A 15,663-nucleotide genomic window follows, 5' to 3' on the forward strand; every position below is an offset into this window, starting at 1 on the left:
GCCCGCACCGCGCCTCCAGGCGGTCGCCGGTCACGTCCACGGCGTGGGTCGCGTCCACGACGCACCCAGCCGACGGCCGCGCGCCGGATCGGACGCGGCCGGACGCGACGCGCGCGCTCAGCGCAGGACGTCGGCGCGGTGCACGAGCGCCGCGGCACCGATGAGCGGACCGTCCTGGGACAACCCGGTCGGCACGATCTGCACCTTCGTGACGAACCCGAACTCCACGCGCTCCGCCACGGCCTGCCGGGCGTACTCGAACAGGTCCGGCGTGACGTGCGAGAACCCGCCGCCGATGGCGACGATCTCGAGGTCGACCAGGCTCGTGGCGGCGGCGATGGCCTGCCCGAGGGCACGGCCGCTCCGCTGGACCGCGGCGACGGCGATCTCGTCGCCGGCGGCGTACGCGGCCGAGAGCTCCTCGCCGGTCGTGCCCGCGAAGCCCTGACGACGTGCCCAGGCCACGGTCTTCGGGCCGCTGGCGATCGCCTCGAGGCACCCGGTGCCCCCGCAGGCGCAGGGGTCGTCGTAGCCGCCGCACTCGACGTGGCCGATGTGGCCGGCGTTGCCCGTCGGTCCGCTGACGGTGCGACCGTGCAGGATGAGCCCGCCGCCGACGCCGGTGGAGACGATCATCCCCATGACGTGCTCGTAGCCCTGGGCCGCGCCGACCCAGTGCTCGGCGAGGGTGATCGCCAGGCCGTCCATGCGGAGCGTCACCGGGACGTCGTCCGGCACGAGCGCCGCGATCCGGTCGCGCAGCGGGTGGCCACGCCAGACCGGCATGTTGAGCGGGGAGACGAGGCCGTGCTCCTCGTCGACGGGCCCGGCGGAACCGACGCCGACGCCCACGAGCGTCGCGTCGGCGGGCAGCGCGCCGAGCGCGGCCGTGACGACCTCGTCGACGGCGGCCTGCAGCTCGTCCGAGGTGCGCTGCGGCCCGGTGGGGCTCCGGAACCGGGTCGCCGGCAGGACGACGCCCTGGTCGGTGACGAGCGCGGCCTCGACCTTCGTGCCGCCGAGGTCGACGGCCAGGGCGAGGGCGGGGGACTGGGGTGCGGTGCTGGACATGCGCGCTCCGATGCGGCGGTCTGGAGGCACGGTGCGGGTCGCCGACGCGTCGCCGCGTCCGGTGGGCACCGGCCTGGTCGTGGTGTGGTCGTGCTGGGTGGGACAGGTGGGCTGGACGCGTCGGCTCAGCCCGGTCGGCTCAGCCCGGTCGGCTCAGCCCGGTCGGCTCAGCCCGGTCGGCTCAGCCCGGTCGGTTCAGTAGGACGTCGTGTCGTCGCCGAGCGCCGACGCGGCGCCCGTCTCGGCGCGGTGCGCGACCTCGTCGAGGATGCGGGCCGAAGCGCTCGTGCCGATGCGGTTCGCGCCCGCCTCGACCATCTCGAGCAGGGTGTCGAGCCCGCGGACGCCGCCGGAGGCCTTCACGCCGGTGTCGGCACCGACCGTGCGGCGCATGAGGGCGATGTGCTCGGCCGTCGCGCCGCCGCCCGCGAACCCGGTCGAGGTCTTCACGAAGGCGGCGCCGGCGGTCTGTGCCGCACGCGACGCCGCGACGATCTCGTCGTCGGTCAGGAACGCGGTCTCGAGGATCACCTTGACGACGGTGTCGCCGGCGGCGTCGACGACCGCGCGCACGTCCTGCTCGACGCGCTGCCAGTCGCCCGACTTCGCGGCGCCGATGTTCTGCACCATGTCGAGCTCGAACGCGCCGTCGGCCAGGGCCTGCAGCGACTCGGCGACCTTCGCCGCGGTGGACGTGGTGCCGTGCGGGAAGCCGATCACGGTGCCGACGCCGACGCCGGTGCCCGTGAGGCGCTCGACGGCGTGGGCGACGTCGCTCGGACGGACGCAGACGCTGAAGACGCGGTGGGCGGCGGCTTCGTCGAGCTGGGCGTCGACGTCCGCGCGGGTGAGTTCGGGCTTCAGGATCGCGTGGTCGATGAGGCCGCGGACGGCATCGACGGTGACGGGGAAGGCTGCGTTGTCCACCCGGCAAGCCTACCCGTCAGGCGTGCCGCGTAGCGTGCAGGGCATGCAGGTCCTCGTCACCGGCGCCACCGGGTACATCGGTGGTCGTCTCGTCCCTCGTCTCCTCGAAGCCGGCCACTCCGTCCGGGTGTTCGTGCGCAATCCCCGGAAGCTCCAGGACGTCCCGTGGAGCAGTGAGGTCGACGTCGCGCAGGGCGACCTCCAGGACGCCGAGGCGGTGCGCGCCGCCGTCGACGGGATCGAGGCGGTCTACTACCTGGCCCACGCGATGGGGGCCGACGGCGACTTCGAGTCGGCCGAGCGCGAGGCCGCCGAGACCATGGCGCGCGAGGCGAAGGCGGCCGGCGTCAGCCGGTTCGTCTACCTGGGCGGGCTGCACCCGGACGGCGAGCTGTCGAAGCACCTCCGCAGCCGCAAGGAGGTGGGGGAGATCCTCCTCGGCTCGGGCGTGCCGACGGTGGCGTACCAGGCAGGGGTCGTAATCGGCTCGGGCAGCACCTCGTTCGAGATGATCCGGCACCTGACCGACGTCCTGCCGTGGATGCCCGCGCCGCGCTGGGTCCGCAACCACATCCAGCCGATCGCGGTCCGCGACGTCCTGTACTACCTGGTGGCCGCGCTCGACGTCCCCGCCGACGTCAACCGCACCTTCGACATCGGCGGCCCCGACGTCCTGCGGTACGGCCAGATGCTGAACGGCTACGCGGTCGAGGCGAAGCTGCCCCAGCGCCCGATCACGGTCCTGCCGGTGCTCACCCCGCGCCTCGCCGCACACTGGTTCAACGCCGTCACCCCGATCCCGCGCAAGCTCGCGACGCCGATCATCGAGTCGCTGCAGTTCGAGTGCGTGCAGCGCGAGCACGACATCGACGACGTCGTGCCGCAGCCCGAGGGCGGGCTCACCTCGTACCGTCGGGCCGTCCGCCTCGCGCTCAACAAGATGCGCGCCGGTCAGGTCCAGACGAGCTGGCGCAGCGCGACGCTCTCGAGCGCCTCGGCCGACCCGATGCCGAACGACCCCGACTGGGCCGGGCACACCGTCTACGTCGACGACCGGAAGCGGCACTCCAGTGCCTCCGCCGAGGACGTCTGGCGCGTCGTCGAGTCGATCGGCGGCGAGAACGGCTGGTACTCGTTCCCGCTCGCCTGGGTCGCCCGCGGCTGGATGGACAAGATCGCCGGCGGTGTCGGCCTGAACCGCGGGCGTCGTGACCAGCAGCGCCTGGAGCAGGGCGACGCGCTCGACTGGTGGCGCGTCGAACGGCTGGAGCGCGGCCGGTACCTGCGGCTCCGTGCCGAGTTCAAGTCGCCCGGCCGTGCGTGGCTCGAGATGACCGTCACACCGAACCCCGACGGCGGCAGCGACTACCACCAGCGGGCGATCTACTTCCCGCAGGGACTCGCCGGCCGGCTGTACTGGTACGGCATCCTGCCGTTCCACGGCATCATCTTCCCCGGTATGGTCGAGCGCATCACCGCCGCCGCCGAGCGGGAGTCCGACCACACCGAGTCGACGCAGCGCAACCGGACGCAGCAGACCGAGACCCCCGAGCCGGCGCACGAGGAGGCAGCATGACCGACGACCGCAGCCCCGTCCTCTTCCTGGGGGACAGCATCACCGAACAGGGTGACTGGGACACGTGGCTCCCCGACGAGCACACGCTGAACCAGGGCATCGGCGGCGACACGACCGACGGCGTCCTGACGCGCCTCGACGCCGTCGTCGCCGAACAGCCCGAGGTGATCGTGCTGCTCATCGGCACGAACGACTTCGGCAACCACCGCGCCAGCGCCGAGCACGTGGTCCGCAACGTCGAGACCATCCTGGTCACGCTCCGCCGCGAGCTGCCGGGCGTGCGTCTGCTGCTCGTGTCGATCCTGCCCCGGCAGGCCGAGTACGCCACGAAGATCGAGCAGGCCAACCGGCACCTCCGTCAGTTCGTCGCCACCTGCCACGCGCAGTACCTCGATGCCTGGCCCGCCCTGGCCGACGGCGACCACCTGGACGCCCGCTTCACCGAGGACGGCCTCCACCTGACCGAAGAGGGCTACCGCGCGCTGGTCGGGGAGCTGGTGCCGGCGCTCGAGCGCGTCCGCGACCTGCCACCGATGTCGCGGTCGATCCAGGCGATCGACCTCGACGGTTCCTCGGACTGATGGCCGCACGCAAGGGGCGACCCCCGGTGGGGTCGTCCCAGCACGGCGTGCCCGCAGGGTCCCCTCGACCCGCACCCGTCGCACCGGCCAACGGTGCCCGTGCCACGCCGCCCTTCACCCGCCCGGCACTGGCGCCGTCGATGATCGCGGCGGTCGTGCTGCTGGCCTGCGTCGCCATCGTCGACTCGTCGGGCTTCGTCTTCGCCCGCTGGGGCGTCACCGTGCTCGCGTTGATCGTGCTCGTCTTCAGCGTGCGCGGGAAGGTCTGGTGGGCCGCCCTGCTCATGGCCGCCGTCGCCGTCTGCTGGAACCCGCTCGTCACGGTGCCGATCCCCGGACAGGTGTGGGCGGCGCTGCAGCTGGTGGCCGCCGCGCTGTTCATCGTGGTGGGCATCGTCGTCAAGGTGCCCCGCGAGTCGGACGGACGGTAGGATCGGCAGGTCGGGTACAGGACCCGACCGCACGACCCGAAGGGCATGGATGAACGACGAGACCGAGCCGGTGACCGAGAGTCCTCTGCTGAACCCTCGACCGTCCTCCGGCGGTCTCGACCGATCCGACGTCGTCGTCCGCAAGGGGCGACTGACCCTGATCAACGGACACCTCACGCCGCAGCAGTCGATGATCGAGGACCTGCTGTTCCTCGACGACGCGCTCACCGAGGCTGACGTCGACCACCTGCTCATCCGGGGCAACGACCAGCGCCCGGTGATCGCCCTCGACGAGCGTGACCGCCAGCGCGCCGAGAGCGCCGTGATGTCCGCGGCCGTCAACGAGCCCTTCTACGCGAAGCCCCCGGGAAAGCCGGCCGTACTCGTGCAGGACGACGGACTCGGCTCCGTCGAAGAACCGGTGCTCCGCGTGTTCCGCCCACGGCTCGAACCTCTCGGACGCCTCCGCTACGGCGCCGAGACGAGTGTCCAGCTCGAGTTCTGGCGCGTCACCGACACCGAGGTCCTCGCTCCCGTCGAGAACGCCCTGATGCGTCGGAGCCTCCCGATCGACGAGTTCGTCCTCGTCGACATCGAACGCTACGGCCGCACCTGGCGCACCGTCGAGCACATGTTCGACGACCACGTCTCGGACATCCGCTTCCCGATCGACATCGTCTTCTCGTGGGTCGACGGCAACGCCATCGAGTACCAGCGCGCCCGCCAGGCCGCACAGTCGAACGCCGTCCTGGGCGAGGGCGACGACGCCCCGGCCCGGTTCCGCCAGATCGACGAGCTGAAGTACGCGCTCCGCTCGGTGCACACCTTCGCGCCGTGGATCCGCCAGATCTACATCGCGACGGACTCCCCGGCGCCGCACTGGCTCGCCGAGCACCCGAAGGTCCGCATCGTCCGCAGCGAGGAGTTCTTCGCCGACCCGTCCGTGCTGCCGACCCACAACTCGCAGGCCGTCGAGTCGCAGCTGCACCACATCCCGGGCATCAGCGAGCACTTCATCTACTCGAACGACGACATGTTCTTCGGTCGCCTGACCGACCCGTCGATGTTCTTCAGCCCCGGGTCGGTGACGAAGTTCATCCTCGCCACCACCCGCATCGGGCTCGGGTCGAACAACCCCGCACGCAGCGGTTTCGAGAACTCCGCCCGCGTGAACCGTCGCCTGCTGCAGCAGCGCTTCGGCGCGGTGACCACCCGGCACCTCGAGCACGCCCCGACGCCCCTGCGCGCCTCGATCATGACCGAGATGGAGCACGAGTTCGCCGACGAGTTCGCGTCGACGGCAGCCTCGCGCTTCCGTGCCGCGGACAACATCTCGGTGACGAACTCGCTGTACCACTACTACTCGCTGCTCACCGGTCGAGCCATCGTGCAGGAGACCGCCGACGTCCGCTACATCGACACCACGATGCAGTCGGGGCTCCGGTCGCTCGACGAGCTGCTGAAGAAGCGGAACGCCGACTTCTTCTGCCTCAACGACGGCAGCTTCCCGGAGGTCAGCGACGAGGAGCGCACGCAGCGCGTGACGGACTTCCTGGAGCGCTACTTCCCGTTCCCCGCGCCGTGGGAGCGCCCCAGCGCTTAGGACGCGCCAGCGTCCTGCTGGGGCGCTCCGGGCAAGCCTGCGAGCCCGGCGCCGGACCCCAGCCACCGGGTTCGGACCCTTCGCCGGCCTCAGCCGGCCTCAACCGGCCTCGACCGGTCACGACTCCCCGCCACCCACACGCCGAGCGGTCACAGGCCGTCGCCTGCGCCGCCAGCAAACGACGGAACGTGACCACGCGCCGCAGCACCGGCGGTGTGTCGCGACCACTCCGCGGGCCGGGAGGCGCGAGTCGGCCCCGCCACGGGCCTCCCGGCCGTCCGGCGTGCCGTCGGGACGTACCCCGGCGCGCGGTCAGGACACCCCGTTGGCTGCCCGCCGAGCGGTCACGAACTGTTGCTTGCGGCGCCGTCGGGCGACGGAACATGACCACTCGCCTCGGAGTGAAGGGGAGTCGTGACCGCACGCGCCCGCGCGGGGTGAGCAGCAGAGGTCGGGTCCGCATGACGGACGCGACCTCTCCTGCACTCGAAGTGCGCGGCGCTACCGGTGGACGGGGGAGACGGGCACCGAGTCGAGCGTGAACACCGGGATGCTCGAGGTGACCGGTGCCGGTTCGACGGCCGCGGGAATCGTCACGCCGTGCGCGGCGAGCTTCGCCTCGGTCTCGAGCGCGGAGACGGGCTGTCCGACGGTGGCGTAGTGCCCGATCGGCACCACCGAGTGGACGACGTTGCGCCCGTAGACGTGCACGAGGTTGAACGACTGCGCACCGTCACGGCCGCGAGTGCCGCCCTGGTACTCGGTCAGGTCCTGGGTGTAGCAGGTGGCGCTGGCGACGGACACCGGGATGCCGGCGAACACGGCACTGGTCGAGTAGTGCAGGTGACCGGCGATGATGGCGAGGACGTCGCTGCCCTCGACGACCTCGGCCAGGGCCTGCTGGTCGCGCAACTCGACGAGGACGGTGAGGTCTTGGACGCTCGGCACGGGCGGGTGGTGCATCGCCAGGATGGTGCCGTGCGGCGCAGCCTCGGACAGGACCTCGGCGAGCCAGTCGAGCTGCTCGGGGGAGACCTCGCCGTGGTGGTGACCCGGGACGCTCGTGTCGAGGGTGATCACGCGGAGACCGTTGACGTCGTAGACGAAGTCGACCGGGCGATCGGTGGGCTGCAGGCCGAAGAGCTCCTGACGGAACGCGCCGCGCTCGTCGTGGTTGCCCATCGCCCAGATGACCTGTGCACCGATGCGCTGCGCGGCCGGCTCGAGGATCTCGCGGACACGGGCGTACGCGCCCGGCTCGCCCTTGTCGGCCACGTCGCCGGTGACGACGATCGCTTCGGGACGCGTGCCCGACGCTTCGATGTCGGCGACGATCTGCGTGAGTCGAGCGGCGGAGTCGACATCGCCGTACAGGTCGCGGTCCCCGGAGACGAGGTGCGTGTCGCTGAGGTGGAGGAGGAAGTGGTTCGGCCTGGGGTGTTCGGCCGTCCGGCTGTCCATCGGGGTCTCATTCCGTTGGCGGATGCGTGGTGCAACACGTTGCCACACCGTCCTGGACGAGTCCAGCACGCGAGAGTGAACCAGCCGTGAACTGGGGGCGGCGTTTCGCGTTGTGGACGAAGAAACCCCCGCCACTCCGTGACGGGGGTTGCTTCGTGCGCTACCGATCAGTGATCGCCGGGGCCGACCTGGGGAGCCTGGTGGCCACCCTCGAGGTTCGGGCCGTGGTGCGCGGCGTGCGCTGCCTCGAGCTCTGCCTTCGAGACCGGCTCGATGCGGTCCTCGAAGAAGAAGCGGGAGACGCCGGCGCGTACCTTCTGCAGACCCGTGATCTTGCCCTTGGCGTTCGGGCGGATCATCAGCGGCTTGTACTCGTTGAACTGCAGGAGCTTCCAACGCTCGTACTCGTCGAGCTGCTCGTGCACCTCGATGTACTCGCCGTGGGGGAGCCGCACGATGCGGCCCGACTCGTAGCCGTGCAGGACGATCTCGCGGTCCTTCTTCTGCAGTGCGAGGCAAACACGCTTCGTGATCCAGAAGGCGACGAACGGACCGAGGACCGTCGTTGCCTGGATCACGTGGATCACGTGTTCGATCGACACCAGGAAGTGCGTCGCGATGATGTCCGACGAGGCTGCTGCCCAGAGGCTGGCGTAGAGCGTGATGCCAGCAGCACCGAACGCCGTGCGCGTCGGGGCGTTGCGCGGGCGGTCGAGGATGTGGTGCTCACGCTTGTCGCCCGTGACCCACGCCTCGATGAAGGGGTACAGCAGGATCGCCAGAATGAGCAGCACCAGGACCGCGATCGGCGCCAGGATGTTGAACGACACCGTGTAGCCGAACCACACGACCTCCCAGTGCGGCGGGACCAGTCGGAGCGCGCCGTCGGCGAAGCCGATGTACCAGTCGGGCTGGGTACCGGCGGACACCGGGGAGGGGTCGTACGGGCCGTAGTTCCAGATCGGGTTGATCGTGAACAGCGACGCGATGAGGGCCAGGATGCCCGCGACGATGAAGAAGAACCCACCGGCCTTCGCGGCGAACGCCGGGAGGATCGGGACACCGACGACGTTCTCGTTGGTCTTGCCCGGACCGGCGAACTGCGTGTGCTTGTTGATCACGACGAGCACGAGGTGGACACCGAGCACCGCGACGAGGATCGCCGGCAGCAGCAGGATGTGCAGCGTGTACAGGCGGCCGACGATGTCGGTCCCCGGGAACTCGCCACCGAACAGCAGGTAGGCGATCCAGACGCCGATGACCGGGACACCCTCGATCATGCCGACGATGATCCGCAGACCGTTTCCGGAGAGCAGGTCGTCGGGGAGCGAGTAGCCGGTGAAGCCCTCGGCCATGGCGAGGACCCAGAGCAGGAAGCCGAAGACCCAGTTGAGTTCACGCGGCTTGCGGAAGGCACCGGTGAAGAACACGCGGGCCATGTGCAGCATGATCGACGCCACGAACAGCAGGGCCGCCCAGTGGTGGACCTGACGGACGAAGAGCCCGCCGCGGATGTCGAACGAGATGTCGAGCGTGGACTGCAGGGCCGTCGACATCGCCACGCCCTTGAGCGGGACGTACGAGCCGTTGTAGACGACCTCGGTCATGGACGCCTGGAAGAAGAACGTCAGGAAGGTCCCGGAGAGCAGCACGACGACGAAGCTGTACAGCGCCACCTCGCCGAGCATGAAGCTCCAGTGGTCCGGGAAGATCTTGCGGCCGACTTCCTTGACGAGGCCCGAGATGCTGGTGCGCTCGTCGATGTAGTTGGCGACCCCGCCGATGATGCGGGATCCGCGCTCCGGCGCCGGCTTGTTCGTCGACGTGTTCGGTGCGGTGGTGGTGGTGCTGGTCATCAGCGTTCACGCTCCCAGAAGGACGGTCCGACCGGCTCGTGGAAGTCGCTCTGGGCAACCAGGTAGCCGTCGTCGTCGATCGCGATCGGAAGTTGGGGGAGGGGGCGTGCTGCCGGACCGAAGATGACCTCGCAGTTGTTCGAGACATCGAAGGTGGACTGGTGGCACGGGCACAGCAGGTGGTGCGTCTGCTGTTCGTAGAGCGCGACGGGGCAACCGACGTGGGTGCAGATCTTGGAGTACGCGACGATGCCGTCGTAGCCCCAGTTCTCGTGGCCCTTGGACGGGTTGAGGTCCTTCGGGTCGAGACGCATCAGGAGGACGGAGGCCTTCGCCTTCTCTTCCAGCATGTGCTCGGACTCGAGCATGCCCTCGGGGATGACGTGGAACACCGAACCGATGGTGACGTCCGAGGCCTTGATCGGCAGACCCGTCGGGTCCTTCGTCAGGCGCAGGCCCTGCTTCCAGAAGGTGTGGCGGAGCAGCTCGTTGGGGTCCTCGGCCGGAGCGAGGTCACGGACCAGGACGATGCCGGGGAGCGGGAACGCGGCCAGGGCACCGATCATCGAGTTGCGGATCAGCTTGCGACGGCTGAAGCCGGACTCCTTGTCGGCGAGCTGGAACGCCTCCACCGCCTTGGCGCGGGTGGCGTCGGTGCCGCGGGTGCCGTGACGGAGCTCGGTGATCTCACGGTCGACGACGAGGGACTTCGACCAGTAGACGGCGCCGAGGCCGAGGGCGAGGAGCGCGAGGGCGATCGACAGGCCCAAGAAGAGGTTCGCGGTGCGGACCGTCCCGAAGTCGCTCGGGTCGATCGGGAAGGCGACGTACGCCGCGATCGACAGGACGCTGCCGACGATCGACAGGTAGAAGTAGGCGGCGACCTGGCGCTCGGCCAGACGCTGCTTCTTCGGGTCGACGTCGGTGCGACGCGGGCGGTGCGGCGGCTCGCCCGGGTTCTCGAACGGGTCGACGGGGAGGACCGCGATCCCGGGGGAGGTGGTCGTGCCGTGCTTCTCGACAGCCGAGGACGAGTTCAGCGTCTCGTCGTCGTGCTCTGCCATGGTGTTCCCTTCAGTGTCGTTCGACACGGACGATCAGTTGGACTTCGCGGTCAGCCAGACGGTCATCGCGACGACCGCGCCGAGTCCGAAGATCCAGATGAACAGACCCTCGGCGACCGGCCCCAGGGAGCCGAGTGCGAAGCCACCGGGGGACTTGTTGTCCTGCACGTACTTGAGGTACGTGATGATGTCGGCCTTCTGCTCCGGCGTCAGGTTCAGGTCGTTGAAGACCGGCATGTTCTGCGGGCCGGTGAGCATGGCCTCGTAGATGTGCTTGCCGGAGACCGTCTCGAGGCTCGGGGCGTACTTGCCCTCGGTCAGTGCACCACCGGCGCCGGCCACGTTGTGGCACATGGCGCAGTTGATGCGGAACAGCTCGGCGCCTTCGGCAGCGTCGCCCTCCTCGCCGTTGGTGAGCTCGGTGGACGGGACCGACGGGCCGGGGCCGAGGGAGGCGACGTACTGCGCGAGCGCGTCGACCTGCTCGTCCGTGAACTGCGCGGGCTTCTCTTCAGCCTGCGGACCCTGAGCGGCCATCGGCATGCGGCCGGTGCCGACCTGGAAGTCGACCGACGCGGACCCGACACCGATGAGGGACGGGCCTTCACTCGTGCCCTGGGCGGAGAGACCGTGGCAGGTGGCGCAGTTCGAGGCGAAGAGCTTCTCGCCCTCGTTCACCTGCGACTGGCTCGAGGCGGCGACGGTGCTCGTGCTGTCGTCGGCGTTCGCCGTGGAGCTGAACAGTGCGTACGCGCCACCGGTGGTCATGAGACCCACGACGATGAGCGACACGGTCGCCATCGGTGAACGGCGGCCCTTCTTGGACTTGGTTCTGTTGAACATGTGCTGGGGGGTGTCCAGTTCCTACTTGAGAAGGTAGATGACGGCGAAGAGGAAGATCCACACGACGTCGACGAAGTGCCAGTAGTACGACACGACGATGGCGGTGGTCGCTTCCTTGTGGCCGAAGTTCTTGGCAGCGAAACCGCGGCCGAGCGTCAGCAGGAAGGCGATGAGGCCACCGGTCACGTGGAGCCCGTGGAACCCGGTGGTCATGTAGAACGCCGAGCCGTAGGCGCTGGAGGAGAGCGTCACGCCCTCGTGCCAGAGGTTGGCGTACTCGAAGATCTGGCCGCAGACGAAGATCGCACCCATCGCGTAGGTGACGAAGAACCACTCCGTCATGCCCCAGTGGCGCGGGTTCCAGCTCGTCCGGTGCACCTGGAAGCGCTCCGCAGCGAACACGGCGAACTGGCAGGCGAAGCTGGACAGCACCAGGATGATCGTGTTCACGGAGGCGAAGGGCACCTCGAGCTTCGCGGTCTCGGTCGCCCAGAGCTCAGGGGACGTGCTGCGGAGCGTGAAGTAGATCGCGAACAGGCCGGCGAAGAACATGACCTCGCTGCCCAGCCACACGATCGTCCCCACGGCCACGGCGTTCGGCCTGTTGAGGGCCGGACCGCTGGCTGATCTGGAGAGAGAGGTGCTAGTCACGTCCTCCATTATGACCGAAACCACTGACAGTGTTTTCGCAGGCGACTGGCGGGTCTCTCGAATTCACTACGATCGACCCATGCCTGACGCACTTTCTTGGCCAGCGGTGATCAGCGCGCTCATGGCGCGCGAGGACCTGACGATCAGGCAGTCCACATGGGCCATGGAGGAGATCGTGCACGGGCGCGCCACCCAGGCACAGATCGCGGCCTTCGCCGTGACGCTCCGCGCGAAGGGCGAGACCGTCGACGAGGTCGTCGGGTTCCGCGACGCGATCCTGGACGCCGCGGTTCCGCTCGACGTCGACCCGATGGCGCTCGACATCGTGGGGACCGGTGGCGACGTCGTCGGCACCGTGAACATCTCGACCATGGCGGCGATCGTGATCGCGGCCGCCGGGGTCCCCGTCGTCAAGCACGGCAACAAGGCCAGCTCGTCGAAGTCCGGGTCGAGCGACGTGCTCGCCGCCCTCGGACTCGATCTCACGATGGACGCCGCGCGTGTCGCGGACACCTTCCGGCGTGTCGGCCTGACCTTCGCCTTCGCCAACGCGTTCCACCCCGGTTTCGCCCACGCGGGCCCGGTCCGGCGCGAGATCGGCGTGCCGACGGTGTTCAACTTCCTCGGCCCGCTCGTCAACCCCGCGCGGTGCGAGGCCAATGCCGTGGGTGTCGCCCAGCTCGACCTCGTGTCGATCATCACGGGCGTGTTCCAGACGCGCGGGGCGACGGCGCTCGTGTTCCGCGGCGACGACGGACTCGACGAGCTGACCACCACCGGGCACAGCCACATCTGGGAGGTCACCGGCGGCCGCGTGACCGAGCACGACCTCGACCCACGCGACCTCGGCATCGCCCGAGCCCGGACGGAAGACCTGCTCGGCGGCGACCCCGAGCACAACGCCGCTGTCGTCCACCGGGTGCTCGCGGGGGAGACCGGACCCGTCCGCGACATCGTCCTGCTGAACGCCGCGGCCGGCCTCGTCTCGTTCCGGCTGGCGCAGGACCCGAACGAGTCCGACCGGCCGGTCCTGCAGCGCTTCCGTGAGCAGCTGGTCGTCGCCGCCGAGGCGATCGACTCGGGCGCCGGTGCGCGCAAACTGGCTGATTGGGTCGCGGTCCCGACCGCGACCGACGCGCAGTAGACGCTACGGACGGCACGCAGGAGACGCGATGCACGGGAGGCCCGGTGCCGGTTCCAGGAACCGGCACCGGGCCTCCCGTCGGTGCGTTCAGTGCACGCGGTGAGCGTGCGCCCGCTTCGTTACTGCACGTCCTCGTCGACCCAGTCGAAGGTCTTCGTGACGGCCTTCTTCCACAGGCGGAGCGTGCGCTCGCGCTCGGCGGCGTCGAGCTGGGGCTCCCAGCGCTTGTCCTCCTGCCAGTTGGCACGGAGCTCGTCGAGGTTGGCCCAGAAGCCGACCGCGAGGCCGGCGGCGTAGGCCGCACCGAGCGCCGTCGTCTCCGCGACGACGGGACGGACCACCGGCACGTTGAGGATGTCGGCCTGGAACTGCATGAGCTCGCTGTTCGCGGTCATGCCACCGTCGACCTTGAGCTCGGTCAGGTCCACACCGGAGTCGGCGTTGACCGCGTCGAGCACCTCGCGGGTCTGCAGCGCCGTCGCCTCGAGCGCGGCACGCGCGATGTGCCCCTTGTTGACGTAGCGGGTCAGACCGACGATCGCGCCGCGGGCATCGGGACGCCAGTACGGCGCGAAGAGCCCGGAGAACGCCGGCACGAAGTACACGCCACCGTTGTCCTCGACGGTCTTGGCCAGGGCCTCGACCTCCGGGGCGCTGCCGATCAGACCGAGGTTGTCGCGGAGCCACTGGATGAGCGAGCCCGTGACGGCGATCGAACCCTCGAGGGCGTAGTGCGTCTCCTGGTCGCCGAGCTTGTAGCCGACGGTGGTGAGCAGGCCGTTCTCGGAGCGGACGATCTCGGTACCGGTGTTGAAGATCAGGAAGTTGCCGGTGCCGTAGGTGTTCTTCGACTCGCCCTGGTCGAACGCGGCCTGACCGAAGGTCGCGGCCTGCTGGTCGCCGAGGATGCCGGCGATCGGGACCTCGCGCAGCAGGCTCGAGGACTCGACGTGGCCGTAGACCTCGGAGGAGCTGACGATCTCGGGGAGCATCGACTTCGGCACGCCGAAGTCGGCGAGGATGTCGTCCCGCCACTGCAGCGTCTCGAGGTCCATGAACAGCGTGCGGGACGCGTTCGTGACGTCGGTCTTGTGGACGCCGCCGTCGACGCCACCGGTCAGGTTCCAGAGGACCCAGGTGTCGGTGGTGCCGAAGAGCAGGTCGCCCGCCTCGGCCTTCTCACGAGCACCCTCGACGTTCTCGAGGATCCACATGATCTTGGTGCCGGCGAAGTAGGTCGCGAGCGGCAGGCCGACGATGGCCTTGTACTTGTCGGTGTCGCCGTCGGCGAGCTTGTCGACGAGCGCCTGCGTGCGGGTGTCCTGCCAGACGATCGCGTTGTAGATCGGCTTGCCGGTGGTCTTGTCCCAGACGACCGCGGTCTCGCGCTGGTTGGTGATGCCGACGGCTGCGACGTCGTGGCGCGTGATGTCGGCACGCGACAGTGCCTGACCGATCACCTCGCGGGTGTTGTCCCAGATCTCGGCGGGGTCGTGCTCGACCCACCCGGCACGCGGGAAGATCTGCTCGTGTTCCTTCTGCCCGGTCGAGATGATCGAACCGGAGTGGTCGAACACGATTGCTCGGGTCGAGGTCGTGCCCTGGTCGATGGCGACGATGTAGTCGGCCATTGGTGCTCCTTACGGGTGTTCGGTGCGGTGCGCGGTCGGTCGTGCGGAACGGCCGGTCACGCCTTCGGGGTGGGGGTGGGTCAGCTGACGACGGGCAGCAGGGCGACGGACAGGCCGGCGGCGATGGCGCCACCGATCAGCGGTCCGACGACCGGCACCCAGGCGTAGGCCCAGTCGCTCGAGCCCTTGCCCTTGATGGGCAGGAGGGCGTGGGCGATGCGCGGACCGAGGTCACGAGCCGGGTTGATGGCGTAGCCGGTGGGGCCACCGAGGCTGACACCGATCGCGATCACGAGGAACGCGACGGGGATCGCGCCGAGCTCCGACGGGGTCTGACCGTTCGTGAACGCGATGACGACGAAGACCAGCACGAAGGTGCCGATGATCTCCGTCACGAGGTTCCAGCCGTAGGAACGGATCGCGGGGCCGGTCGAGAAGACGCCGAGCTTGGCGGCCGCGTCGGGCTCCTCGTCGAAGTGCTGCTTGTAGGCGAGCCAGACGATGACCGCACCGATGACGGCGCCGATCAGCTGGGCGAGCCAGAACAGGAACATCTCACCGACGGTGATGTTGCCGAGGATCGCCTGCGCGAGGCTGACCGCGGGGTTGAGCTGTCCGCCGGACTTGTAGGACACGGTGACACCGGCGAAGACCGCGAAGCCCCAACCGATCGTGACCATCAGGAACCCGGCTCCGAAGCCCTTCGACTTCGCCAGCGAGACGGCGGCGACGACGCCGCCACCCAGGATGATGAGCATCGCCGTACCGACGAGCTCGGACAGGAACTTGACGCCGATGTCGTCCATCGGTGACCTCCAGTGCGT

General features: G+C 69.4%; 14 protein-coding genes. 5 read left to right on the forward strand and 9 right to left on the reverse strand.

The window, feature by feature from the left end:
* Positions 1-117: 117 nt before the first annotated feature.
* Together DEJ30_RS07465 and deoC are read right to left on the reverse strand one after the other, a co-directional pair.
* Positions 118-1,071 (reverse strand): ROK family protein, encoded by a 954-nt coding sequence (locus tag DEJ30_RS07465; protein WP_110860105.1) that lies wholly within the window; start codon positions 1,069-1,071, stop codon positions 118-120.
* 195 nt (positions 1,072-1,266) lie between these two features.
* Positions 1,267-1,998 carry a deoxyribose-phosphate aldolase gene (gene deoC / locus DEJ30_RS07470; RefSeq protein ID WP_083404120.1) on the reverse strand — a complete coding sequence of 244 codons (732 nt, stop codon included), beginning with the start codon at positions 1,996-1,998 and terminating at the stop codon, positions 1,267-1,269.
* A 43-nt stretch (positions 1,999-2,041) separates the two neighbouring features.
* On the opposite strand from deoC, the gene DEJ30_RS07475 reads away from it, so the two are divergent.
* The 4 genes from DEJ30_RS07475 to DEJ30_RS07490 are packed head-to-tail and all read left to right on the forward strand — an operon-like array spanning position 2,042 to position 6,189.
* Positions 2,042-3,574, forward strand: a complete 1,533-nt coding sequence (locus DEJ30_RS07475) for an SDR family oxidoreductase (protein ID WP_258369860.1) — start codon at positions 2,042-2,044, stop codon at positions 3,572-3,574.
* Positions 3,571-4,155 carry a GDSL-type esterase/lipase family protein gene (locus tag DEJ30_RS07480; RefSeq protein ID WP_071244688.1) on the forward strand — a complete coding sequence of 195 codons (585 nt, stop codon included), beginning with the start codon at positions 3,571-3,573 and terminating at the stop codon, positions 4,153-4,155. Before DEJ30_RS07475 ends, DEJ30_RS07480 begins: the two co-directional genes overlap by 4 nt.
* A complete protein-coding gene (locus DEJ30_RS07485; RefSeq protein WP_110860026.1) occupies positions 4,155-4,586 on the forward strand; it encodes a DUF6804 family protein in 432 nt (143 codons plus the stop codon). The genes DEJ30_RS07480 and DEJ30_RS07485 overlap by 1 nt, the downstream gene beginning before the upstream one ends.
* Before the next feature lie 49 nt (positions 4,587-4,635).
* Positions 4,636-6,189 carry a stealth conserved region 3 domain-containing protein gene (locus tag DEJ30_RS07490; protein ID WP_110860028.1) on the forward strand — a complete coding sequence of 518 codons (1,554 nt, stop codon included), beginning with the start codon at positions 4,636-4,638 and terminating at the stop codon, positions 6,187-6,189.
* A gap of 501 nt (positions 6,190-6,690) precedes the next feature.
* Here DEJ30_RS07490 and DEJ30_RS07495 read toward each other — a convergent pair.
* The 5 genes from DEJ30_RS07495 to DEJ30_RS07515 form a co-directional block, all read right to left on the reverse strand.
* On the reverse strand, positions 6,691-7,650 hold the full coding sequence (locus DEJ30_RS07495) for a phosphodiesterase (RefSeq protein ID WP_110860030.1): 960 nt from the start codon (positions 7,648-7,650) through the stop codon (positions 6,691-6,693).
* Positions 7,651-7,817: 167 nt separating this feature from the next.
* Complete coding sequence (locus tag DEJ30_RS07500) at positions 7,818-9,506, reverse strand: ubiquinol-cytochrome c reductase cytochrome b subunit (RefSeq protein WP_110860032.1); 1,689 nt, start codon at positions 9,504-9,506, stop codon at positions 7,818-7,820.
* A complete protein-coding gene (locus DEJ30_RS07505) occupies positions 9,506-10,570 on the reverse strand; it encodes a ubiquinol-cytochrome c reductase iron-sulfur subunit (protein WP_027465615.1) in 1,065 nt (354 codons plus the stop codon). Before DEJ30_RS07505 ends, DEJ30_RS07500 begins: the two co-directional genes overlap by 1 nt.
* Before the next feature lie 33 nt (positions 10,571-10,603).
* Positions 10,604-11,413, reverse strand: coding sequence for a cytochrome c (locus DEJ30_RS07510; RefSeq protein ID WP_110860034.1), 810 nt, complete (start codon positions 11,411-11,413; stop codon positions 10,604-10,606).
* A gap of 21 nt (positions 11,414-11,434) precedes the next feature.
* A complete protein-coding gene (locus DEJ30_RS07515) occupies positions 11,435-12,073 on the reverse strand; it encodes a heme-copper oxidase subunit III (protein WP_027465617.1) in 639 nt (212 codons plus the stop codon).
* Between the two features lie 70 nt (positions 12,074-12,143).
* Here DEJ30_RS07515 and trpD point away from each other — a divergent pair, with 70 nt between their 5' ends.
* A complete protein-coding gene (gene trpD / locus DEJ30_RS07520) occupies positions 12,144-13,208 on the forward strand; it encodes an anthranilate phosphoribosyltransferase (RefSeq protein ID WP_110860036.1) in 1,065 nt (354 codons plus the stop codon).
* A 119-nt stretch (positions 13,209-13,327) separates the two neighbouring features.
* On the opposite strand, the gene glpK is transcribed toward trpD, so the two are convergent.
* Together glpK and DEJ30_RS07530 are read right to left on the reverse strand one after the other, a co-directional pair.
* On the reverse strand, positions 13,328-14,839 hold the full coding sequence (glpK, locus tag DEJ30_RS07525; RefSeq protein WP_110860038.1) for a glycerol kinase GlpK: 1,512 nt from the start codon (positions 14,837-14,839) through the stop codon (positions 13,328-13,330).
* A gap of 80 nt (positions 14,840-14,919) precedes the next feature.
* A complete protein-coding gene (locus DEJ30_RS07530) occupies positions 14,920-15,645 on the reverse strand; it encodes an MIP/aquaporin family protein (RefSeq protein ID WP_110860040.1) in 726 nt (241 codons plus the stop codon).
* Positions 15,646-15,663 lie beyond the last annotated feature (18 nt).

The sequence above is a fragment of the Curtobacterium sp. MCPF17_003 genome (genome assembly GCF_003224385.1).
Taxonomy (GTDB): domain Bacteria; phylum Actinomycetota; class Actinomycetes; order Actinomycetales; family Microbacteriaceae; genus Curtobacterium; species Curtobacterium flaccumfaciens.